Raw genomic sequence first — 22,268 nt, 5'->3', positions numbered from 1 at the left:
ACAGGAACAGCATAAACATTACAGGATAACAAGAAGTAACAGGAAAAGCATTGACAGGCCCCTTGAATACTATATAATGAAGATGATAGGGATGTGGTCATATGTCTGAATTTATTGTCAGTAAGCGGATGAAAGATGTGGTTGAGTTTGATAAAACCAACAAAAAGCTGAGATTCCTGCTAGATGAGGGAGATCAGGTATACTATTACAAGGACTTGGAGACGATCGGTATATCCTGCGAGTATCATCATAATCTGAAAAAAGCCCTTGCGCATAATCTGGTGTTTCCCACCTATGCGGAAGGGAGGCAGTTTGTGCGCGTAGGTATTCGTATGAAGGTGCGGATGGGACAGTCTGTTTTTGTACATGTATCTGAGGACATCGTGGATAAAGGTACCCTGCAGTATCATGAGGACATGCGTACAGCTCGGGAAATTGTAAGTTTACTGAAGAAGTGCCGTGCAAAGGCGTAGCATAGAAAGCATAAACAGGCCGGTAACCGAAAGGCAGTGATTCATGCTCAAATGCGGGTATAATCAAAACATGGAGGATTCCATACGATTGTATGTATCAATCGGAATTGAATTCTCCTTTTCGTAAACCCGCTAACGTAAGAAAGAATCCGGATCGTACACGTTGCCTTTCAGCTTTTGGAATATTGCGAAAACGGATGATTCATTCTGCCTTGGAGCGTGCAGAGAGTACTTCATAATATACAGTGTGCTGTCGGTGCAGTTACCTGCAAAGGGAGAACGGTTTCCTATCACTTTCTGCTTCCCTGATGTTTTGCTTATGGTGATGCTTTGCCCTATCGGCAGCATCCGGATATCGGTATGGTTATCAGCAGCTCGCAGTTCATGAACGTAAAAAGAGAGGACAGAAAAGCATGCTTCTGATACGATGTATGCAGGCATGAAGCTGTGTGGGATGGAGAAACAGAGGTGCGTATTTCAAAATTGGTAAGACGATTTAAAATGGCATCCATGATAACATGCCCGCACGCGGCGAATGGAGGAAGTATATATGTGTGGAGAATTTGATCTATTTGTGGATCGTGTGGATCCCCGCTATCAGAGCCATGTTTCGGAAATTCATTCAGAATTGATGAAGCGGGGATGCAGGCTTGAGATGAAGACAGCCAAAAGCGGTTTTGTTGTTTCCTATATACGTAAGGATACGAAAAGAACACTGGCTACCTTTGTTCAACGTAAATCAGGTATAAAGCTTCGAGTTTTCGCAGATCATATCGCTGAGTTTCAGGAGCTTTTAAATGCATTTCCAAGAAGAATGAAAACGGAAATCCGTAAGGCCTCAGTATGTAAACGGCTGCTGGATCCAAATGACTGCAATCCAAGGTGCAGGATGGGCTACACCTTTGTAATGGAGCGTGAGCAGTATCAGAAATGCCGCTACATGGCGTTCCTTCTGACCTTAAATGAGGAAAGTCATCCGTATATTTTGCAGCTTTTACATAAGGAACTCGACCGTGTGGACAGCGAAAGCTGAGGATAGGAGAGTGGCCTTTACCGTTTGTCGGTGAATGATCGGCAGGGGAGGATGAAACAGTATCTATGATAAGAAGTCACAGCCACGGACATACCCGACAGGCTGTGATTTTATCGTGCTTCAGTGTCTATGAGCTTGTCTGTTCTTTTTTTGCTTATACATGAACAGGTTAAGGCGATACCTAAGCGCTGAATAGAATTTCAAAATGTTGAATAAGATATTGAAGAAAAATAAGAATAGTAATATAATGAGGGTGTAGGAAGGGGAAACCCGGAAAGGAGAAGGCGATGAATCCGAAATTTACTCCCAGTAAAACTGTTCGCGATGTTATTCAATTTGATAAGGAGCATAAGCAGTTACGTTTTCTGATGGATGAGGAGAAGGTCATACCCTACCGGGAAATCAGCAGCTGTTCATTGAAAAATCAGTATTACAAGAAAAGCTCGGTATCTCAGCTTGCCAATCTGTTTACAATCAATGGGATCCTGGCAAGTGAAAATCAGGAGCTTCGGGTTTGCATTGAAGTGAAGCTGAAGGATGATACCAGGGTATACGGGTATGTTTCCAGGGACATCATACGTCCCAATCTTTCACCATATCATGAGGATGTAGCGACGGGGCGATATATTCTGAAGCTTATTCGCAAGGTCATCGCAAGAGAACAGCAGACAGCATCAGCCGCATGAAGCCATGCGGTTTTTTCTTTTTCGGCATGTGTCAGCTTGTGGAAAAGCCCTGCTTATCGGATTGGTAATATTTTATATAAATAGTTGCATGCGCAACTATTGTCTGCTATACTAAGGTAGTTGTTTTTTATGAGAGGTAGGACAATGGCACATATCAGTAAAAATGCTTCCATCGTATATCGCAGCTCACAGGCCTTTTTCGATGAAACGCTGGCGCCGTATCAAATTGGCTGCGGCCAGCAGTTTTTTCTGATGCGAATTTATGAACAGCCGGGAATCAGTCAGTTTGAGCTGGCGGAAACCGGAAGCTTCGATAAGGGAACCTGTGCCAGAGCCGTAAAGAAGCTGGAGGAGCTCGGCTATCTGCGGCGGGAAACAAGAAGCAGTGACCGAAGAAGCGTGCAGCTGTACCTGACAGGGCAGGGAGAGCAGCTGGTACCGGTGATACAAGGTATGCTTCTGGAATGGAATGCAATCCTTTGCCGTACCCTGCAGGCGGATGAAAAGGAACAGGCAGAAAGGCTGCTGGATGAAATTGCAGGAAATGCAGCAGCGTACATAAAACGATGAAAGGGAGTGCAGAATTATGGAACAGACCATGAAGGAAATAAGAACAAAGAATCCGCTGGGATATCAGCCGATTGGCAGACTGCTGATGAAATTTGCCATCCCGTCTGTGATTTCTATGCTGGTGAATGCAGTATATAATATCGTGGATCAGATATTCATCGGACAGGGAGTAGGCTATCTGGGGAATGCGGCTACAACGGTTGCATTTCCTATTGTTACGATTATACTGGCGGTAGGAACCATGCTGGGGGCAGGCGGAAGTGCCTATGCGGCAATCAAGCTGGGGGAAAAGAAGGAAGAGGAAGCGGAGAATACACTGGGAAATGTATTTATTCTGCTGGTGGGAATCGGGATTGTACTGACCGTGATCGGTTTGGTTTTTCTGGATCCGATTCTGACAATTTTCGGTGCAACGCCGAAGAATATGGGGTATGCGAAGGATTATGCGAGCATCATACTGCTTGGTACGGTTTTTAATCTGCTCGGTATCGGTCTCAGCAATATGGCGCGTTGTGATGGCAGTCCGAATGTTGCCATGTACAGCATGGTCGCAGGGGCATTGTTAAACTGTGTTCTGGACCCGATTTATATATTTGTATTTCACTGGGGTGTGCAGGGAGCTGCGATTGCGACCATCACCTCACAGATTATCGCAACAATAATCCTGCTGTATTATTTTACGCGAAAGGGAAATATGCGCCTGCGTCTGACACATACGCGGTTGAACCCAACCATTTGTAAAATGGCGTTTTCTCTGGGAATCTCCAGCTGTATCACACAGCTGTCCTCGACAATTCTGCAGATTGCCATGAATAATTCGCTGGTATATTATGGAAATCAGACAAGCGTCACTGGGGATGTTGCACTTTCCGCAATGGGCATCGTCATGAAGATATCCATGATCATCGTATCCATCTGTATCGGTATCGGTATCGGTGCACAGCCGATTTTGGGCTTTAACAGAGGAGCGAATCAGCCGAAGCGTATCAAGCGATGCTATCGGCTCGCAAGCAATATCGCAACAGCTGTCACAACGGTAGGCTGGGCGATGTTTATGCTGATTCCGCATATCATTCTGATGCTGTTTGGTAGTGCAGATGCCAATTTTACAGAATTCGCAATCAAGGCGATGCGTATCTTTGATCTGGGAGTATTCTGCGCAGGCTTTCAGGTAACCTCCACCTCCTATTTCCAGGCGACCGGACAGCCGATGAAGGCAAGCATACTGTCTTCTCTGCGACAGCTCGTACTGCTGATACCGCTGATTCTCCTTCTGCCGCTGCATTTCGGGCTGGACGGTATCCTGTATGCCGGACCGATTGCGGATATCACGAGTGCTGTCATCATTTTCTTCTTTATTCATCATGAAATGAAGAAGCTGGATGTGCAGATAGTACAGGAAAGCGGAGAAGAGCTTGGGGTATACAGTGAACCGATTGCATGATATAAGATAACTTACATATCTGGAAAAGACGCGGAATGCGTCTTTTTTAACAATCTAGGAGAAATCTAGTTGTTTTAAGTATATATAAGAACTGCAGACAGTAGTAAATAAGTGATAAAGTTGGAACATGTTTATCTTGTCAATACTATTCAGGATAGCGTTTTCATAGTATAATAACTATAATAAAATTCATGAAAACACGGTAAATACAGGCTTATTTTAAAATGTTAAAAATTGTCATACAAGGGTGTGCCAAACATGAATTTCATTTCGTTGTTTTTCCCCTCTCCCCCTTTTATACTGTAAGTGTAAAGAGGAAAGGTTTACAGAAAGAAGGGAACTATTTATGAAAGAAAACGTACAGAGGTTTGGCCGCTTCCTGAGTGGAATGGTCATGCCGAACATCGCAGTATTCATCGCCTGGGGATTTATCACTGCTTTGTTTATTCCAACCGGCTGGATGCCGAATGAAACACTGGCACAGATGGTTGCGCCAATGCAGCGCTTCCTGCTGCCGACACTGATTGCCTATACCGGAGGTAAAATGGTTTATGATGTGCGGGGCGGTGTGGTAGGAGCTGCCGCTGCCATCGGTATTCTGGCGGGAACAGAGGATCCGATGTTTATCGGTGCCATGATTGCCGGTCCATTGGGCGGCTGGCTCATGAAGAAGGTGGATGGTTTGTTTGCGGGGAAAATACCGGCAGGCTTTGAAATGCTGGTCAATAACTTCTCGGCAGGAATTCTTGGTGCACTGCTTGCTGTCTTCGGATGCCTTGCAATCGAACCGCTTTGTGTCGGTATCAAGGATGTTCTGGTAATCTGTGTTGACTTCCTGGTGAAACGCAGTCTTCTGCCGCTGACGTCTCTGTTTGTGGAGCCTGCGAAGATTTTATTCCTCAATAATGCAATCAATCACGGTGTCTTCACACCACTGGGAATGGACCAGGTTGCGGAAGCAGGAAAATCGATTTTCTTCCTGATTGAAGCTAACCCGGGTCCTGGTTTGGGACTGCTGCTTGCTTATAGCTTCTTTGGAAAGGGAGCTGCAAGAAGCAGTGCGCCAAGTGCAGTCATCATTCATTTCCTTGGCGGTATACATGAAATTTACTTCCCCTATGTACTGATGAATCCGCTGACTGTTCTGGCGGTGATGGCAGGCGGTATGTCCGGTGTCTTTATCAACAGTATCTTCAACTCCGGTCTGGTATCTGCCGCATCTCCGGGAAGCATCATCGCAATTTTGGGAATGTGTGCGAAGGACAGCTATATCGGTGTGATTCTGAGTGTAATCGTTGCAGCTGCCGTATCCTTTGTGATTGCAGCCTTCATCCTGAAATTCAGTAATAAAAACACAGACGACAATGCCCTGGAAGAAGCAAGTGCCGCCGTCAGCTCCATGAAAAGTGAAGCCAAGGGTGCAAAGCCTGCGGGTACTGTAAGCAAAATCGTATTTGCATGTGATGCCGGAATGGGAAGCAGTGCCATGGGGGCAACAACCCTGACAAAGAAGCTCAATGCGGCGGGAATGAAGGTAACGGTTGAGCATTTCGCGCTGGATGATGTTCCAAAGGATACCCAGGTTATTGTTACGCATAAATCCCTGGTGGAGCGGGCTGAAACCCGTTGTCCAAACGCTTTGATCTTCCCAATCACCAATTTCATGGGCGGGAAGGAGTACGATGAAATCGTAGCACAGCTTACAAAATAATATAACACCGGTATATCACTGACAAGTATATCCGTTATAAGAAAGGAATTGATTGCTATGAGCTATCCGAAGGGCATGATCTATTCGTCACGGTTAAAGAAAATATTACAAATAATCATAGAAACAGACGGGTATGTCAAGGTGGAGGAGCTTGCCAAACGGCTGAAAACAAGCTCAAGAACCATCTTTCGGGAGCTTCGGCATATCGATGATGAATTAAAGGAATATCATGTCCGTCTGGTATCGAAGGCCGGTATGGGGATTCATATGGAGGGCTCGTATGAGGATAAGGAGGCGCTTCGTCAGGAGCTGAATACCGAGCAGATTCAGTATCTGAATAAGGAGGAACGCCAGCACCTTTTGATATTCGAGCTGCTGCGAAGTGATGAGGTTCAAAAGCTTTTGCATTACGGCGCATTGTTTCAGGTGAGTGAAGCTACCATATCCAATGATCTGGACAGTATAGAGCCGTGGTTTCGACAGCATGATCTGTCTCTGATTCGCAAGCCGGGCGTCGGTGTGGGTGTTCAGGGGGAGGAGGCTGTCCTGCGAAAAGCGATGACACAGCTTCTGCAGGAGGATTTACAGAGCAAGGAAAGCTATGAAAGTGTGAATTTTCTGGATTCCCAGACACTGCTTACCGAGATATTTCTCCATCAAGACGCAGGTATTCTGAATATGCTGAATCAGGATATTCTGAAGCGGATTCTGGACGTGTTTCAAACAAATCAGCATGAGCTGAATCTGGACCGCTATGCACAGGCATCCTATATCGGTCTGATTATGCATCTGGTGATTGCTATCGAACGCATCCTGAAAAACGAGGAGCTGAAGGATGGCGGTGATGTTGTAGCCATGGTGCAGGAGGATGCCAGCTATCAGCAGGCACAGCAGATGGCACATGTTCTGGAGCTGGAATTTGATATCGATATACCCGATGTGGAAATTGCATTTATCGCACTGCATATCCGGGGAGCTAAAATCAGCAGGGTCGAATACGACAGTCTGCAGGATGAACCGGCACGGCAGCTCCGCGATGTTCTGTATGCCATGCTGCAGACCTATGATGAGGAAAAACGCTATCTTCTTTTGGAGGATGAGGAGCTCTTTCAGGGGCTGTTGACACATCTGTCACCGACGATCACCCGTCTGCAGCATGATCTGCGCATCTATAATCCACTGCTTTCGCAGATACAAACGGAATACCGGGAATTATATGAACAGACGAAGCAGGCATGCCGTGTTCTTGAAAATTACTGCGGCGTGTCAATCAGTGCGGATGAAACAGGCTTTATCACCATGCATATCGGGGCATCACTGGAGCGTATGCAGCATACCGCAATTCATCGCCGTGTGATTCCCATCGGTGTTGTGTGTGCGAGTGGAATCGGTGTCAGCGCCATGCTGTCCGCGCGTATTCAGAAAAGCTTTCATCCGGATGTAAGGCTGCAGATATTTTCCATGGAGGATGTCCAGCGCCATGCATATGACGATGCAGAGCTGCTGGTTTCCACCTTCTCGCTGGATGTTGCGGACCGGGAAGTGATTGTCGTAACACCGCTGCTGAATCAGCAGGATATTCACAATATACGAACGGCACTTACCTGCCGTCAGGAGCTGAGTGAGCCGATTCAAAAAGCAGTGCAGCCAGTCAGTGAATTTCGCGAACAGCTGCGCCTGCTGCATACCATCAGTGAGGAAAGTCTGCTTCTGTTGGACCACATCCGGCTGCATATCAGCGACAGTGACACACTGTCCCAGCTCCTGATTGAAAGTGCAGAATATATCGGAAAGAATGCAGCCGCAGTTGAGCAGATACGTGCCGATCTACAAAAGCGTGAGAGCATGGGGCCGGTGATTATGCAGGATTTGCAATTTGCCCTGCTGCATGCCGCAACCAGTGCAGTGGATACGATGGAAATTCTTCTTCAATATCCCAGGCATGCATGGAGCGCAGAGGCGGAGAATCTGAAATTTGCCGTAGTTATGCTTGTGAATACACAGGCCGGCAGGGTTCGGAAGGAGCTGTTGTCCCTGTTCTCCAGAGGTCTTGTGGAATCTGAAACGCTGCTGGAAGCCGTCTGCACACAGGATATCGAACGAATAGAAGAGGCACTGAGTCAGCTGATCATGGAGTACATGGATACAGCGGTTGCATGGTAGAAAGGAGACTGTGATGGGCTTATTTCATAAACATAAAGAACGCGCGGCTCTGGAGGACCTGCATATCTGTTTTGTATGTGATGCAGGCATGGGAAGCAGCGCAATGGCCGCAGGTCAGCTGCAGAAAAAGCTGAAGGCACATGGCATCAGCTGCCGTGTGAAAAACTGTGCGATTGATGAAGTGGCACCGGATGCAGAAATTCTGATATCCCATCATAACTTTGCACAGCGGATACAGAAGCAGTTTCCTACTGTACGTTACTACAGTGTACAGGGGTTTATGAACGATGAAGAATACGAAAACATAGTGGAGGATATTATGATATTCAGAAAGAAAAAGGAAGAGAAGAAAAACAACATACTGGAAAAGAGCAACATTCTGCTTAACTGCCGTGCAGATAACAGTGATGAAGCCATCGTGGCTATGGGAAAACTGTTACAGGGTGCGGGATATATCGACGAAGGCTATATTCAGGGCATGCTGAACCGCGATCACTCACTGACAACCTATATCGGAAACGACATTGCGATTCCCCATGGGGAATATGAGGTAAAGGACTGTGTTAAAAAGACAGGGATTGCTGTGATGATTTATCCGGATGGCATCAGGTGGGCGGATGGCAGAGTACGGATTGTGATTGGCATTGCCGCTAAAAATGATGATCATATGGCGATCCTTGCCAATATTGCAGAGAAGCTTGGAGAAATGGAAATGGTCGAAAAGGTTGTCGCTGGCGATGTTGATACCGTGTATGAGATTCTGGCAGGTGATGCGGCATGATACTTACGGTAACCTTTAATCCGGCAATTGATAAAACAGCAGAGGTGGATGAACTGATTCCCGGTGGACTGAATCGACTGCGCAATGTTATGCAGGATGCGGGGGGGAAGGGCATCAATGTATCCAAAACCATATATGCTTTGCAGGGAAAAAGTGTTGCGACAGGATTTCTGGCAGGCTCAGCCGGTGAATATATCCGGAAGGTTTTAAACGGGCTTGCAATTGATAATGATTTTGTATGGGTGGAAGGTATGACACGGACCAATCTGAAGGTACTGGATCATGAAATGGAGCTTACCGAATTAAATGAAGCAGGACCTGTTATCACGGAAACGGAAATCAAGCAGCTGAAGGATAAAATTCTGTCGCTCCTGCATCCGAATGATTTCGTGGTTTTGAGTGGAAATGTATCTGCACAGGTTCGTAAGGATATTTATCGTGAGCTGATTGAACTTGTAAAGCAGCAGGGAGCCCGTGTGATACTGGATGCGGATGGGGAGCTGTTTGCCCAGGGGATACAGGCAAAGCCGTATGTGATCAAACCGAATAAATACGAGCTTGCGACCTACTTTGGTGTTTCACAGGACTGTTCGAATGAGGAAATGATTTCACTCGCGAAAACACTGCTGAATGAGGAATGCCGTCTTGTTGTCGTATCCATGGGAAAGCAAGGCAGTATCTTTCTGAGTCATGAGGGAATCTATCAGGCAGAGGCTTTGCACATTCAGGCACATTCCAGTGTCGGTGCAGGGGATGCGATGGTGGCTGCCATCGCCTATGCGCTGGAACAGGATACTCCAATGGAACAGCTGATCGCTCTGGCAGTTGCCTGCAGTGCGGGAGCTGTTATGACGAAGGGAACACAGCCTGCGGAAAAGGCAGTTGTCGAAAAGCTGATGAAGCAGGTCACAATCAAGAAACTGGAGGAAAATTGATATGAAAACAAAAGCAGTACGCCTGTATGGCGTTGATGATATCCGTCTGGATGAATTTGAATTACCGGAAATAAAGGATGATGAGATTCTGGTAAAGGTTGTCAGTGACAGCATCTGTATGTCTACATGGAAAACAGTAAAGCAGGGGGCCAATCATAAGCGTGTTCCCAATGATGTGGCGGATCATCCGATTATTATCGGACATGAGTTTGCGGGGGATATTGTGCAGGTAGGAAAGAAATGGCAGGATAATTTTCAGCCGGGTCAGAAGTTTGCACAGCAGCCGGCTATTCCGGGACAGATGGAAAGTCCGGGATATTCCTATGCGTGGTGCGGTGGCGATACGCAGTACTGTATCTTCCCAAATGATATCATTGAAGCAGGATGTCTTTGGACATTTGAAGGGGACGGCTATTTCGCAAGCAGTGTGGCAGAGCCTGTCAGCTGTGTAATCGGTGGCTACCATACCAATTACCATACGGTACCAGGCACCTATCAGCATGTGATGGGAACCAAAAAAGGCGGTAATATCATTATCCTTGGCGGCTGCGGACCGATGGGACTGGGGGCAATCAGCTATGGACTTACCTTTGAGAATAAACCAAAGCGTATCGTTGTTACAGAAATCAATGATGAGCGTATCAATCGTGCAAGAGAAGTCATCAGCGAGGAAGAAGCGGCAGCGCATGGAGTGGAGCTTATATACGTAAATACTGCCACTATGCAGGATCAGGTAAAGGAGCTCATGGCACTGACGGATGGAAAAGGCTATGATGATGTCTTTGTGTATATTCCAAACCGTGCGGTTTGTGAAATGGGAAACAGTATCATGGCATATGACGGCTGTATGAATCTGTTTGCCGGACCGACGGATATGAAATTCTCATCCATGATCAATCTGTATGACTGCCATTATTCCAGAAGTAAAATTATCGGTTCTACCGGTGGAACGATTGATGATATGAAGGAAGCGATTGAAAAAGAGGCACAGGGGCTGATCAAATCTGCGGTCATGATCACTCATGTCGGAGGCTTGGATTCCGTAGTGGAAACAACAAAGAATCTGCCGGATGTTCCCGGTGGTAAAAAGCTTGTTTACACACACATCAATATGCCAATGACGGCTATCGATGATTTCGCTAAGCTGGGAGAACAGGATCCGTTCTTTAAGGAGCTGGATGCTGTATGTAAGAAAAACAGGGGATTGTGGAGTGCAGAGGCAGAGAAGATGCTGCTGGAGCACTTCCGTTAAACAATAAATTGAATATACAAAAGAGATTGATAAAGACTTCATATAGATAAGAACTTTATTATTTCATGTCACAAAAAGACAGCACAGCGCGGATGCTGTCTTTTGATGCTGGGGAAAAGAGGACAGCTTCTATATATTAACAGGCAGATTCTCATGGTAGTCTGTGGGTGATAGAATAACCGCTTATCCATGGATCTATAGGATATGCTCCTGCTGCTTTTTTATCGTTCCCGCCTTCAGAAATCGATGTAGATGCTATCAGGATAGCATATCTCCTGAAAAAGATTTGTTTCCGGAAAAGAAGACCTTGTTGTAAGGGGTTTCTCTTGTTTGTGCCTATCTTAAGTGGTAAACTGATGGTATATATCAAAGGAGGAGCTCACATGAGGTTATTAACAAGGTCGGATTTCGATGGATTGGCGTGTGCCGTGTTTCTGAAGGAAGCAGGCGTTATCGATCATTGGAATTTGTACATCCAAAGGACTTGCAGGATGGTCTGGTTGAGGTTACGAGGGAGGACTGTCTTGCGAACGTACCGTTTGTGGAAGGCTGCGGTCTGTGGTTTGATCATCATTCCAGTGAAGATGAACGTAATGCTGCATACAAAGGAAAATACAGGGGAGAGAGTCGAACATCTCCAAGCTGTGCGCATATCATATATGATTATTATGGTGGCAGAGAGCGGTTTCCAGGATATGATGATTTACTGGAAGCAGTGGATAAGGTGGACAGCGCCAATCTAAGCATAGATGAGGTGCTGCATCCCAATGACTGGATTCTGCTCGGTTTTATTATGGATCCCCGTACCGGTTTGGGACGGTTTCATGATTTCAGAATCAGCAATTATGCTTTAATGGAAGAAATGATTGACTGGTGCAGGACAAAGGATATCCATGAAATTATGGCAGAAGCAGATGTCAGAGAGAGAATTGAACTGTATTGGGACCAGAACGATAAATTTATCGACATGTTGAAGGCACATACAACCGTCGAAAACAGGATTATCATCTCAGATCTGCGAGGTGTAAATCCTATTTATACCGGAAATCGATTTCTGATTTACAGTCTGTATCCAGATGCCAATATCTCTGTGTGGATTGTGAACGGTAAGGGTGGGAAGGGCTGTTCTGCAGCTGTTGGCTACAGTATACTGAACAGAACCTGTACGATTGATGTCGGGGCATTGATGCTGAAATATGGCGGTGGCGGTCACCGTGTTGTCGGTACCTGCCAGTTTTCGGATGATACAATGGAAGAGAAGCTGGAAGAACTACTGAAGGATATGAAAAGGTTGAATGACTGAATGAATGCTTCTGAAGTGAGCAAAAAGGACCTGAGTGTCCTTTTTTTGATTTTAAGCATACTTCTTCTGCATGCCTAAAAGAGAAATTTATATATGCGTAGACAAGGGATATTCGATAAGAAACAGGGAATGCCCGCGTAATGATTTTTGTCATTACGAAGCTTCTGAAATAAGATACATTGGAATTATTCAACATCAGCTGCTTGATTTTTGTGTATAAATACTCTGCGCCTTACCGAAAAAAAGCAATACCTGTGTTAATGCACAGGTATTGCGCTCAAATAAACATTATACTTTTTCAAACATATCCTTTGGAACTGTACAGATTGGACATTTGTAATCATCGCTTTCTTTTGCGATATCGCCCTCATAGATATATCCACAAATGGTACAGCGGTAGCGTACATCCGCAGCCTGCTCTTTGACGGGCTCCTGTGCAGATGCATCCTCCACCTTTTCAAACATATCCTTTGGAACTGTACAGATCGGACATTTGTAATCATCACTTTCTTTCGTGATATCGCCCTCATAGATATAACCACAGATGGTACAGCGATAGCGTACATCCGCAGCCTGCTCTTTGACGGGCTCCTGTACAGGTGCATCCGCTTGATACATAGCTTCATAGCGGGATGGATCCTCCTGTAAATCGTTTCTTGCTTCATAATTTGTATGCAGCAGAGCCTCAGCAAGGTCACTCAGCGGCTTTCCATAGAACTCTTCATATACCTGTTGTATATGCGGATTATCATGGGAGTTGCGCAGTGTAATGGTGCTGTCCTTATCATACAGGGACTGAATTCTTGCCTTCCGAACAGTATCCATATCCTCGCCGATATGCTTTGTCTGTCCGCCGCCTGAAATACAGCCGCCCGGACAAGTCATAACCTCGACAAAATCAAAATGCTCACCGCTCTCTTTTATATGATGCAGAAATTTTCTGGCATGATCGGTTCCATGAACAACCGCCACCTTCAAAGGCAGCTCCTGAATCGTCAGTTCAGCCGTTTTAACACCCTCTAAACCACGCACAGCCTGCAGCTGGAGAAGATCTTCCTGCGGCTGCTTTTTTGTCAGAAAATAATATGCGCTGCGAATCGCCGCTTCCATAACACCGCCGGTGTTTCCAAAGATAATGCCCGCACCGCTTCCTCTTGGCATTAAAGAATCATAATCGCTTTCCTCTACGCTTTCCAAATCCAGATTGCACGCTCGCATCCAGCTCGCCAGTTCCCTTGTTGTGACGACACGGTCGCAGTCCTGTCCTGGCTTGCGGTCCAGATAATTTGCGGCATCACTCAATTCCTCTCTCATGATTTCAAACTTTTTCGCTGTACATGGCGTGATGGCTACAACGTAAATATCATCTGCATCCAGACTTTCCTTCTCCGCAAACCATGTTTTGACGGTTGGCGCAAACATGGAAATCGGGGACTTGCTGGTGGATATGTTAGGCAGCAGCTCCGGGTAATAGGTTTCTGCAAATTTCACCCAGGCAGGGCAGCAGCTGGTAAACTGCGGCAGCGGCTGTTTCGTCTGTATACGCTCAATTAACTCACTTGCCTCCTCCATGATTGTTAAATCTGCGGCAAAGGTGGTATCAAACACATAATCGAATCCAAGTGCACGAAGACTGCCTACCATCTGCTTTTCTACATAGCTTCCCGGCTGCATACCGAATTCCTCTCCCAGAGAAACGCGGACACTTGGCGATGTGATGGCGATTACGGTTTTACTGCTGTCCTGAATGACAGACTGTACCTGCATCCAGTCCTGAATTTCTGTGATGGCACCGGTAGGGCAGACATTGGCGCATTGTCCGCAATGAATGCAGATAGCTGTGTCACCGGTTTTTAAAAGGTCGTAATGATGACCGACGGAAATCTGTTTCTGACATACGTCCCGGCACTGTCCGCATTTGATACAAAGACTTTCGATTCTGCGAATGGCCGGGTTTCCTTCCTCGATTGGAACCCGTACATCCATGGATAAATGTTTACTCATATGCTTATCTCCTCTATAACTAAATTAAGAATGATTCTTAATTGTAATTTAATTTTACCTTTTTCTGGAAAGGAAGTCAACTGTATTTTTATGTCTTTCGTGTAATCTGTAATCAGCTATTAAAATAGGTTGTGAATTTACCGCTGCACAGCGGCAAATGTAAATTTTTAATGAATGAAATAAAGGTGTAAGATAAAGGCAGTTAAAGAAGGAGTGAGATTATGATGATTGATACCGAGCAATATTCTTTTCAGCTGATATTACACAGCGGGAATGCGCGCAGCACTGCCTATGAAGCATTACAGCTTGTAAAAAGCAATGCATTTAAGGAAGGTGAAAAAAAGCTGAGCATAGCGAAAGAAGAAATGGTGGAGGCACAAAAGCTCCATGCGAAGCTGCTGCGCATCATGGCTAATCAGGAAGGTGAGCTGGATATGAATCTTCTACTGATTCACGCAGAAGATCACATTGCTTCCTCCTCCATCGCTGTGGAGATGAGTGGAGAGCTGATTGAGTTATATGAGAGGATGGAAAACTATGAGCGATAAATTTTTATGGGGTGGTGCGAGTGCCTCCTACCAATGTGAGGGGGCATGGAATCTGGATGATAAAGCAGAATCTATGTGGGATCATTACCTGCATGAAGAAGGGCTGGAAAACGGAGATATTGCAAGTGATCACTATCATCGGTTTGAAGAGGACATTCGTATGATGAAAGAGGGCGGGCAGAATGCATACCGTTTTTCGTTATCGTGGCCTAGAATCATTAAAAATAAAGCAGGTGAGATAAACGAAAAAGGAATTGCTTTTTATCACAGGCTGCTGGATGCCTGTCATACATATGGAATTGAACCGTTTGTAACACTGTATCATTGGGATCTTCCACAGTATTGGGAGGATTGCGGAGGCTGGCAGAATGAAGAAGTTTGTGAGGCCTTTGAAACCTATGCCAGAGTATGCTTTGACAATTTTCATGAGAAGGTAAATCATTGGGTTACGTTCAATGAGCCGAAATGGTTTATAGCAAGCGGTTATTTAATTGGTAATTATCCGCCATGCAGACAGGATCCACAGGCGATGATTCATGCGGCTTATCATGTTATGTATGCCAGTGCACTTGGTGTTCGTGCATTCCGTCAGGGAAAATATCCCGGAACGATTGGTATTGTGCACAGCTTTACACCGGTGAACGGGGTCGATGACACGGTAAATACAAGGATCGCCATGCGCTATGCAGATAATTATTGCAACAACTGGATTCTGGATACTGCCGCCAAAGGAGAAATTCCGGTTGATTTGCTTAGTGAGCTGTCTAAAACGTATGATCTTTCAATGATAAAGCCCGCACAACTGCAGATTATCAAAGATTACACCGTTGATTTCCTGGGATTGAATTATTACTCGCGTACGCTGGTCAAGCCGTATACAGAAGGAGAAACCACCTTTATTGTGAACAATAGCGGAAAGCAGGGAAAGGGAAGCAGCAAAGTGATTGTCAAAGGCTGGTTTGAACAGGTTATGCATGATCCTGCCAGTACCTATACGGAATGGGATACTGAAATTTATCCAAAGGGACTAAAGGATGGTCTGCTTGAGGTGAAGAAGAAATACAATCTACCTGTCTATATTACAGAAAACGGAATCGGAATGTATGAGGATGTTACAGTGAAACAAGTGGAGGATGATTATCGTATATCCTTTATGAAGGATCATTTGCAGGCAATGCATGAGGCGATGGAGGCCGGTGCTGATGTACGCGGATATTTCGCATGGAGCTCCTTTGATTTGTATTCCTGGAAGAATGGTTGTGAAAAGCGGTATGGCCTGGTTGCCGTAGATTTTGAAAACGGGTTGCAGCGCAAACCGAAGAAGAGCTATTACTGGTTTAAAAATATGATTGAGCAGCAAAAGAGCTGAGACAGGGAGGAAAGACTATGAAAAAGATTATGCTGGTATGCAATGCGGGAATGTCAACAGGAATGCTGGCGAAACGTATTCAGGAGGCGAGTGAAGGTACGATGGAGGTTCATGCCTATGGGGAGGCAGAGTTCATCAATTATATGGATGGAGTGGATTTGATTCTGGTGGGTCCGCAGATTCGTCATCAGATTCCGACAATAGAAGCACAGGTAGCAGTTCCGGTTAAAGCCATTGCACCACAGCATTACGGGATGATGGATGGCAAGGGTGTATATAAAGAAATCAAAAAAATACTGAAAGACTGATGTATAGAAGGAGGAGAACAGTTATGAGTTTCGCTACATTTAACGAGAAGATAGAAAAACATATTCTGCCGCTGGCTAATAAGTTAAGTTCACAAAGGCATTTAAAAGCAATACGTGATGCATTCATTTCCTTAATGCCGATTACACTGATGGGTGGGGTGGCTGCCGTCATCGGTGCAGCACCGGTTACAGAGGAGACAACAAACGGCTTTCTTCTGGCATGGGCATCCTTTGCACAGGATAATGCTACGCTGCTGTCATGGATCAACGCATTAACACTGGGGGGAATGGCGGTTTATGTATGTATTGGTATTACCTATTTTCTGACGAAGCATTTCAAGCACGATGTATTGATGCCTACCATGCTTTCTGTATGTGGGTTTCTAATGCTCGTACTAACACCGCAGCAATTAGGCTGGGATGGAAAGATTGCGGAGATTTCCTATATGGATGGGCGCGGTCTCTTGCCGGCGATCATCATTGCGATTTTCACAGTAGAAGCATACCATTTCATGCGTTCCCATAATTGGGGAAGGATAACCTTACCGCCAAGCGTACCGGCATCATTATCTGAAACATTTGCATCACTGGTACCGGGCTTTATCATCATTTCATGCTATGTGGCAGTGTATGCTGTATTCCATGCGTTTAACACAACCTTTCCGGGGTTTATATACGGGGCGATGGCTCCTTCTTTCCAGGCAGCGGACAGTCTCCTGTTTACAGTGATTATGACCCTGCTGGTACACTTCTTCTGGTTTTTCGGTATCCATGATGCTGCCTTAGCTGGTGTATTGGGACCGATTCGTGATGGAAATCTGTCAATCAATGCAGCGGCGAAAGCTGCCGGAGAAGCTCTGCCACATGTATTTACAACACCATTCTGGGTATATTTCGTCATTATCGGAGGCTGCGGTTCTCTATTAGCATTAGCGATTCTGCTTGTCCGCTCAAAATCAAAGCAGCTGAAAACAGTGGGGCGTATTGGCATACTCCCATCCTTCTTCGGTATTGGTGAACCGATTATCTTCGGTGTGCCGATTATGCTGAATCCGTTTTATCTCATACCGTTTCTTATGACATCAACAGTGAATGCAGTCATAGCTTTTACCTTGATGAAGTATAACATCATAGGAAGAACATTTGCCATGCTTTCGTGGCAGATGCCATCCCTTCCGGGAGCATTTCTGTCAACGATGGATATTCGTGCACTGTTCCTGATTATTGCTCTGATTATTCTTGACATTGCCATGTATTATCCGTTCTTCAAGGCACATGAAAAACAGTGTGTTCGTTTGGAAGCCATGGAAGAAACAGAAGAATAAAACTATGTGAAAAGCACATCTCTGATGTGTTTTTTCGATATCTGAAATTTATGAAGAGGAGACTATTGCTATGAAGATATGTGAAGTTACAGCACTGCTGGAACAGGAGGGCACCTGGGTGCGCCGCAATATGAAAACAAGAGATCATCTTCTGTTTGGAGATGATCAGCAGGAAGTGGGACGAATCGGAATATGCTGGGTAGCGAGCAAAGGCGCGATACTGGCAGCAGTGAAACAAAAGGTCAATTTCATCATAACGCATGAAAATCCGTTTTATCAATGCTCTACACAGATGCATACAGCTGCAATCAAAGCGGCAGAAGAAAAGAAAAGGATATTGCAGGAGCATGGAATCAGCGTTTACCGCTGTCATGATGTGTGGGACTGTATTAAGGAATACGGCGTTGCAGATCAATGGGCTTTCAGGCTTGGATTCAAATTTGAAGAGCGTATTGTATCCTCTTACTATCAGGCGGCATCCATACCTGAAATGACTGCGGAGGCACTGGCACATCATGTCGCTAAAGTCTTACGTCAGGATGGTGAACAAGGAGTTTATATGTTTGGGGATCCACAAAAAAAGATTCATCGAATTGCCATCGGATGTGGCGCCGCAACGAATCTTTATGAGCTTCTGGAATTTTATCCGGATGCGGTCATCGTTAGTGACGACGGCATCAACAATTATGATGCTGCACAGTATGCAATCGATCAGCATATTCCAATGATTGTTGTAAATCACGCAGGCTGTGAGATAGCGGGATGCAAGGCTATGGTGCCATGGCTGATGAGACATTTACACAGCAGTTCCATCTGTTATCTGGATGAAGGTTACACGATTCACTATTATACAACAAATAGCTAAAGTGAGCTGAAGGTATCCAGAAAGCCGGATAATGTGGTCTGACGCAGCAGCAGCTTGACGTTGCTGACATCATTGAGAAGACTTACCAGCTGTTCAAAGATATCCTCGAAATCACGATTATGCCCGGGACATAAGGAGAATAGAAAAATGATACGAACCTTCTTACTCTGCCATACAATAGGATGCTTAAGTGTACATACGGCAATAGCATTGCGAAATGCACATTTCTCAATGGGATGAGGTATCGCGAACAGGTTCCCATATGCTGTGGGGGCGATCCGTTCTCTTTCTATGACTTTGTCATAGAATTCTTCATCACAGCAGCCTGCTTCCATGAGTCGGTCGCATAAAAAACGGATTACATCCCGATCACTGGTAAAATCCATTTCTGTAAAAAAGAGCTGTTCATCAAAAAACTGTCCAAGCTGCTGCAACCGCTTGGAGGGATGTTCTTCCTTTGATAGCAGCATGAGAATCTGTTCGATTTCCGCATCATGCAAGAAATTACTGCAGGTGTATATCGGGATATCTGTATGCAGCTTCATAGGCATGGTTGAAACGATTAGATCTGCTGTAAGCTCGTCAATCTGAGATGTTTCAAAGATGGATACACATCGAATGACCTCAATAAGAAAATGACTGGTAGCATTTGTCAGCCTTGATATCAAATATTGATTTTGTGCTCTGCCCAAAGAGGTGATCAATATGATTTTTCTGGTCAGTTTCTGCTGGATTTTTTCTACCGCATTCATGAGGTGCAGTGTCAGATAACCTATTTCATCCTCAATCAGCGCACAATGAAATTTTTGCTGTATACGGGATGCTACATAAACACTCATATCATATAAAAGTGGAAAATGCTGTTTTGTATCCTGAATGAGAGGATTGCTTAAAAAGGAATTGGTTTTTATACGTGCATCAAGACCCAGTAGGTGAACAAGCAGGCTGTCACGGAAGGATTCGTTCTGTGACAGGTCGATATCATAAATCTGCTTGATATCCCTTATAATATCCTCAATAAACTGTTCGTAATCCTGAATTTTTTCTGATGTAATCCGAGATATTTTCCCTGAAAACAGCAAGGCTAGATAATTTAATTCCGAGGAGGACAGGATGATATGCTGCTGTTCATATAAGCCTTTGTAAAATTCTTCAGCCAGCTTTTGTGATTTTTCTTCTGCTTGTTCTTTGGGGTTATTGATGTCCCAGCCCTTTGCAATGCGTTCCATCATAACAGCGATATGAAGAATAAATGAAAAAATCTCAAAATCCCGCATGCCCAGATGGTGCTTTCGATTAAAGCTTACGATGTAGCTTTTTAATTCTAAAATATTGCAGGAGCTGAAGAAGCCTGTGTAATTGCGGATATCAAAATCATATTCCTGAATCTCATGAACGAGGAAGCAGGAATATACAAGTCTTCTCTGTTTCTCATCACAGTCTATCTGTACCTGACTGTTGATTCGCTGAATGCTAATGTTTTCGTATCGTGTATGTATGATGTGATTCAATTCCTGCAGGGTTTTATCCAGCGTTGATTCGCTGATGTAGTATGCATCTGCCAGTTCATAGTAATTCACCTGATCGCAGGAAAGCAGTTGCTTCAGAATATGAAACTTTCGGCTGCCACTATCAGACTCTACATCCATCACGTCGTCTGGAAGCTGATTATTTGGATTTAATTGATAGCCTTTTCCCTTCCAGGAGAGTATGAACGGTTCGTCGAACAGATCATTGATCTGCCGAATTTCATTGCGAATGGTACGCTGCGATAGCTGCAGATCCTTTGCTAAATCGTCCGCTCTGCGGAATTCACTGGGATGATTGTGCAGACATGCAACCAGTTTTTTCTGTCGTTTTGTCATTTGTAGCATTTATGCTCACCTCATATGTCCATTATACCGATTCATATATCTTTACACAAGCTATATTCCGCTTATCTGGGATAAGAGGGTGGAGAAGGCGGTAGTTCACTTTGAAAGAGATGCGAACACGTGAAAAAGATAGCTAGTTCATGCCTCTACCTATAATCATAGAAAGCGGATATACTGCAGATTAAACAATTATGAAGAAAAATATAAAAGCGTATTGACTTGGTGTTTGCCGTGCCCTGATGCTGGAGGATATTCAGCACTGCTTATTTATGAAGAAAAGTATCATGAATTTAAGCTTGCTGTCATACATTTCGTCTGGAGGCCTTCCCATCCCTGTACAGCGTATGCGTAAGGATAGGAATCGTCAGATTGAATAGGTGCTGTCTTCCATTGATGAAGCTCCTGTAAAAAGGAAATGTCACTCGCTCTGTCTGGTTTTTCCTTTCATAATATTTCTATGGATAAAGGAACCAAGATGGTATGGCTTTGAAAATACTATCCGGTTTCTTTTTTCATATGTTCTGTTTCTGTGTGCGGGAATGTTTCTATTTGTAAGAGCACCTTGCGGCTGTCTTTCTAACTGTATCGCATACAGCTGCTTTTTTCTTTCCATACAACCGCTGATACAATGAACTGTTTGCCGGCTGGCTCTATGCCGAAAGAAGCGTGTTCTACCTGACTATCGTTACTCCTTTGCAAACGTGTCTGATTTTCTTCAAAACAGATGCAAGCTTTCCAAAAAAAGGGTATAATGTTTATTGTATATGATTTTGGAGGTTGATACATATGTCCAGCATAGACAAGGCGATTGGTGTCTTTGACTCAGGTCTGGGAGGAATCAGCGTGTTGAAGGAACTGCGTTCTCTTATGCCGCAGGAGGATTACCTCTATTACGGTGATTCCAGCTTTGCTCCCTATGGTGTAAAAACAAAAGAGGAAATAACGAAGCGTTGTCGCAGCATCTGTGCGTTTTTTATCAGCCAGGGTGTCAAGGCCGTTGTCATTGCCTGCAATACGGCAACCAGTGCCTGTGTGAAGGAGCTTCGCACCCTGTATCCCGATCTTCCGATTGTCGGAATGGAACCGGCATTAAAGCCCGCTGTAGATGGCAGACATCAGCAGCATGTTCTTGTACTCGCAACACAGTTTACACTGAAGGAAAAAAAGTTTGAACAGCTGATGTCCCGCTTTGATGAAGATAATACCATTTACCGGCAACCGTGTCCAAAGCTGGTGGAGCTTGTTGAGGCGGGCAGACTGGAGGATGAAGCAGCGGTAAACAGTGCGCTTCGTGAATACCTAAAGCCCTACGATATGGAACGCATGGACAGCATTGTCCTGGGCTGTACACATTTTGTGTTCTACCGCAGCCAGCTTCGAAATCTCATCGGTGATCATATCGCACTTGTGGATGGCAATGCAGGTACTGCACGTCATGTGCAGGAGCTGCTGCAGGAACGAGGCGTTTGCAGAAAGCCTTCCTCTGCCGCAGGTGAGGTACGCATATACAATTCCCTGAACAAGGAGGCTATTCTGAAGCTTTCCCGCGAGCTTCTGGAAAGATAAGGTAAATCGGCAGTATTGGAGTTGTCTTTATCATGAATACGAATTATAATAGAAGACA

18 protein-coding genes and 1 pseudogene are annotated in these 22,268 nt (G+C 45.0%); 17 read left to right on the top strand and 2 right to left on the bottom strand.

The window, feature by feature from the left end; genetic code table 11:
* Positions 1 to 101: 101 nt before the first annotated feature.
* The 11 genes and pseudogenes from ACG3M1_RS17790 (at position 102) to ACG3M1_RS17740 (ending at position 12,351) form a co-directional block, all read left to right on the top strand.
* On the top strand, positions 102 to 473 hold the full coding sequence (locus ACG3M1_RS17790; RefSeq protein WP_008818850.1) for a hypothetical protein: 372 nt from the start codon (positions 102 to 104) through the stop codon (positions 471 to 473).
* Positions 474 to 1,023: 550 nt separating this feature from the next.
* The gene (locus ACG3M1_RS17785) at positions 1,024 to 1,506 is read left to right on the top strand and encodes a hypothetical protein (protein WP_008818851.1); all 483 of its coding nucleotides are present in this window, start codon (positions 1,024 to 1,026) and stop codon (positions 1,504 to 1,506) included.
* A 287-nt stretch (positions 1,507 to 1,793) separates the two neighbouring features.
* On the top strand, positions 1,794 to 2,192 hold the full coding sequence (locus tag ACG3M1_RS17780; RefSeq protein WP_008818852.1) for a hypothetical protein: 399 nt from the start codon (positions 1,794 to 1,796) through the stop codon (positions 2,190 to 2,192).
* 144 nt (positions 2,193 to 2,336) lie between these two features.
* Positions 2,337 to 2,762 (top strand): MarR family winged helix-turn-helix transcriptional regulator, encoded by a 426-nt coding sequence (locus tag ACG3M1_RS17775; protein WP_008818853.1) that lies wholly within the window; start codon positions 2,337 to 2,339, stop codon positions 2,760 to 2,762.
* A gap of 16 nt (positions 2,763 to 2,778) precedes the next feature.
* Entirely contained in the window at positions 2,779 to 4,206 is a 1,428-nt protein-coding gene (locus ACG3M1_RS17770) for an MATE family efflux transporter (RefSeq protein WP_008818854.1), read from the top strand.
* Between the two features lie 346 nt (positions 4,207 to 4,552).
* Positions 4,553 to 5,917 carry a PTS mannitol transporter subunit IICB gene (locus tag ACG3M1_RS17765; protein WP_008818855.1) on the top strand — a complete coding sequence of 455 codons (1,365 nt, stop codon included), beginning with the start codon at positions 4,553 to 4,555 and terminating at the stop codon, positions 5,915 to 5,917.
* A gap of 57 nt (positions 5,918 to 5,974) precedes the next feature.
* Positions 5,975 to 8,080, top strand: coding sequence for a BglG family transcription antiterminator (locus tag ACG3M1_RS17760; protein WP_074748450.1), 2,106 nt, complete (start codon positions 5,975 to 5,977; stop codon positions 8,078 to 8,080).
* Between the two features lie 13 nt (positions 8,081 to 8,093).
* On the top strand, positions 8,094 to 8,861 hold the full coding sequence (locus ACG3M1_RS17755; protein ID WP_021419648.1) for a PTS sugar transporter subunit IIA: 768 nt from the start codon (positions 8,094 to 8,096) through the stop codon (positions 8,859 to 8,861).
* Positions 8,858 to 9,796: a 1-phosphofructokinase gene (pfkB, locus tag ACG3M1_RS17750; RefSeq protein WP_008818858.1), complete on the top strand. Its 939-nt coding sequence runs from the start codon at positions 8,858 to 8,860 to the stop codon at positions 9,794 to 9,796. Before ACG3M1_RS17755 ends, pfkB begins: the two co-directional genes overlap by 4 nt.
* 1 nt (position 9,797) lies before the next feature.
* Positions 9,798 to 11,048 (top strand): zinc-binding dehydrogenase, encoded by a 1,251-nt coding sequence (locus ACG3M1_RS17745; RefSeq protein ID WP_008818859.1) that lies wholly within the window; start codon positions 9,798 to 9,800, stop codon positions 11,046 to 11,048.
* Positions 11,049 to 11,431: 383 nt separating this feature from the next.
* Positions 11,432 to 12,351, top strand: a pseudogene (locus tag ACG3M1_RS17740) (exopolyphosphatase).
* 288 nt (positions 12,352 to 12,639) lie between these two features.
* On the opposite strand, the gene ACG3M1_RS17735 reads toward ACG3M1_RS17740, so the two are convergent.
* A complete protein-coding gene (locus ACG3M1_RS17735) occupies positions 12,640 to 14,355 on the bottom strand; it encodes a [FeFe] hydrogenase, group A (protein ID WP_008818861.1) in 1,716 nt (571 codons plus the stop codon).
* A 221-nt stretch (positions 14,356 to 14,576) separates the two neighbouring features.
* Between ACG3M1_RS17735 and ACG3M1_RS17730 the strand changes: the two genes are divergently transcribed.
* The 5 genes from ACG3M1_RS17730 to ACG3M1_RS17710 all read left to right on the top strand — a co-directional run bounded on the left by ACG3M1_RS17730 (position 14,577) and on the right by ACG3M1_RS17710 (position 18,770).
* A complete protein-coding gene (locus ACG3M1_RS17730) occupies positions 14,577 to 14,903 on the top strand; it encodes a PTS lactose/cellobiose transporter subunit IIA (protein ID WP_002607523.1) in 327 nt (108 codons plus the stop codon).
* Positions 14,893 to 16,272, top strand: a complete 1,380-nt coding sequence (locus tag ACG3M1_RS17725) for a glycoside hydrolase family 1 protein (protein WP_002607522.1) — start codon at positions 14,893 to 14,895, stop codon at positions 16,270 to 16,272. The genes ACG3M1_RS17730 and ACG3M1_RS17725 overlap by 11 nt, the downstream gene beginning before the upstream one ends.
* A gap of 17 nt (positions 16,273 to 16,289) precedes the next feature.
* Positions 16,290 to 16,580, top strand: coding sequence for a PTS sugar transporter subunit IIB (locus ACG3M1_RS17720; protein WP_002607521.1), 291 nt, complete (start codon positions 16,290 to 16,292; stop codon positions 16,578 to 16,580).
* Positions 16,581 to 16,603: 23 nt separating this feature from the next.
* Positions 16,604 to 17,905, top strand: coding sequence for a PTS sugar transporter subunit IIC (locus ACG3M1_RS17715; protein ID WP_002607520.1), 1,302 nt, complete (start codon positions 16,604 to 16,606; stop codon positions 17,903 to 17,905).
* Between the two features lie 70 nt (positions 17,906 to 17,975).
* Positions 17,976 to 18,770 carry a Nif3-like dinuclear metal center hexameric protein gene (locus tag ACG3M1_RS17710; RefSeq protein WP_008818863.1) on the top strand — a complete coding sequence of 265 codons (795 nt, stop codon included), beginning with the start codon at positions 17,976 to 17,978 and terminating at the stop codon, positions 18,768 to 18,770.
* On the opposite strand, the gene ACG3M1_RS17705 is transcribed toward ACG3M1_RS17710, so the two are convergent.
* Positions 18,767 to 20,644, bottom strand: a complete 1,878-nt coding sequence (locus tag ACG3M1_RS17705) for a BglG family transcription antiterminator (RefSeq protein WP_008818864.1) — start codon at positions 20,642 to 20,644, stop codon at positions 18,767 to 18,769. The genes ACG3M1_RS17710 and ACG3M1_RS17705 overlap by 4 nt on opposite strands.
* Positions 20,645 to 21,430: 786 nt before the next feature.
* Here ACG3M1_RS17705 and murI point away from each other — a divergent pair.
* Positions 21,431 to 22,210 (top strand): glutamate racemase, encoded by a 780-nt coding sequence (murI, locus tag ACG3M1_RS17700; protein ID WP_008818865.1) that lies wholly within the window; start codon positions 21,431 to 21,433, stop codon positions 22,208 to 22,210.
* Positions 22,211 to 22,268: the final 58 nt, after the last annotated feature.

Origin of the sequence: Clostridium sp. 10cd* (assembly GCF_044336395.1) — a bacterium.
GTDB classification, from domain to species: domain Bacteria; phylum Bacillota_I; class Bacilli_A; order Erysipelotrichales; family Erysipelotrichaceae; genus Clostridium_AQ; species Clostridium_AQ innocuum.
This window is presented reverse-complemented; position numbering and strand designations above follow the sequence as displayed.

Coding starts and splice junctions, on each gene's coding strand:
- ACG3M1_RS17730 (WP_002607523.1), top strand. CDS start 14,577: ATGATGATTGATACCGAGCAATATTCTTTTCAGCTGATATTACACAGC.
- ACG3M1_RS17720 (WP_002607521.1), top strand. CDS start 16,290: ATGAAAAAGATTATGCTGGTATGCAATGCGGGAATGTCAACAGGAATG.
- ACG3M1_RS17770 (WP_008818854.1), top strand. CDS start 2,779: ATGGAACAGACCATGAAGGAAATAAGAACAAAGAATCCGCTGGGATAT.
- ACG3M1_RS17705 (WP_008818864.1), bottom strand. CDS start 20,644: ATGCTACAAATGACAAAACGACAGAAAAAACTGGTTGCATGTCTGCAC.
- ACG3M1_RS17775 (WP_008818853.1), top strand. CDS start 2,337: ATGGCACATATCAGTAAAAATGCTTCCATCGTATATCGCAGCTCACAG.
- murI (WP_008818865.1), top strand. CDS start 21,431: ATGTCCAGCATAGACAAGGCGATTGGTGTCTTTGACTCAGGTCTGGGA.
- ACG3M1_RS17755 (WP_021419648.1), top strand. CDS start 8,094: ATGGGCTTATTTCATAAACATAAAGAACGCGCGGCTCTGGAGGACCTG.
- ACG3M1_RS17715 (WP_002607520.1), top strand. CDS start 16,604: ATGAGTTTCGCTACATTTAACGAGAAGATAGAAAAACATATTCTGCCG.
- ACG3M1_RS17790 (WP_008818850.1), top strand. CDS start 102: ATGTCTGAATTTATTGTCAGTAAGCGGATGAAAGATGTGGTTGAGTTT.
- ACG3M1_RS17735 (WP_008818861.1), bottom strand. CDS start 14,355: ATGAGTAAACATTTATCCATGGATGTACGGGTTCCAATCGAGGAAGGA.
- ACG3M1_RS17765 (WP_008818855.1), top strand. CDS start 4,553: ATGAAAGAAAACGTACAGAGGTTTGGCCGCTTCCTGAGTGGAATGGTC.
- ACG3M1_RS17780 (WP_008818852.1), top strand. CDS start 1,794: ATGAATCCGAAATTTACTCCCAGTAAAACTGTTCGCGATGTTATTCAA.
- ACG3M1_RS17710 (WP_008818863.1), top strand. CDS start 17,976: ATGAAGATATGTGAAGTTACAGCACTGCTGGAACAGGAGGGCACCTGG.
- ACG3M1_RS17725 (WP_002607522.1), top strand. CDS start 14,893: ATGAGCGATAAATTTTTATGGGGTGGTGCGAGTGCCTCCTACCAATGT.
- pfkB (WP_008818858.1), top strand. CDS start 8,858: ATGATACTTACGGTAACCTTTAATCCGGCAATTGATAAAACAGCAGAG.
- ACG3M1_RS17745 (WP_008818859.1), top strand. CDS start 9,798: ATGAAAACAAAAGCAGTACGCCTGTATGGCGTTGATGATATCCGTCTG.
- ACG3M1_RS17785 (WP_008818851.1), top strand. CDS start 1,024: ATGTGTGGAGAATTTGATCTATTTGTGGATCGTGTGGATCCCCGCTAT.
- ACG3M1_RS17760 (WP_074748450.1), top strand. CDS start 5,975: ATGAGCTATCCGAAGGGCATGATCTATTCGTCACGGTTAAAGAAAATA.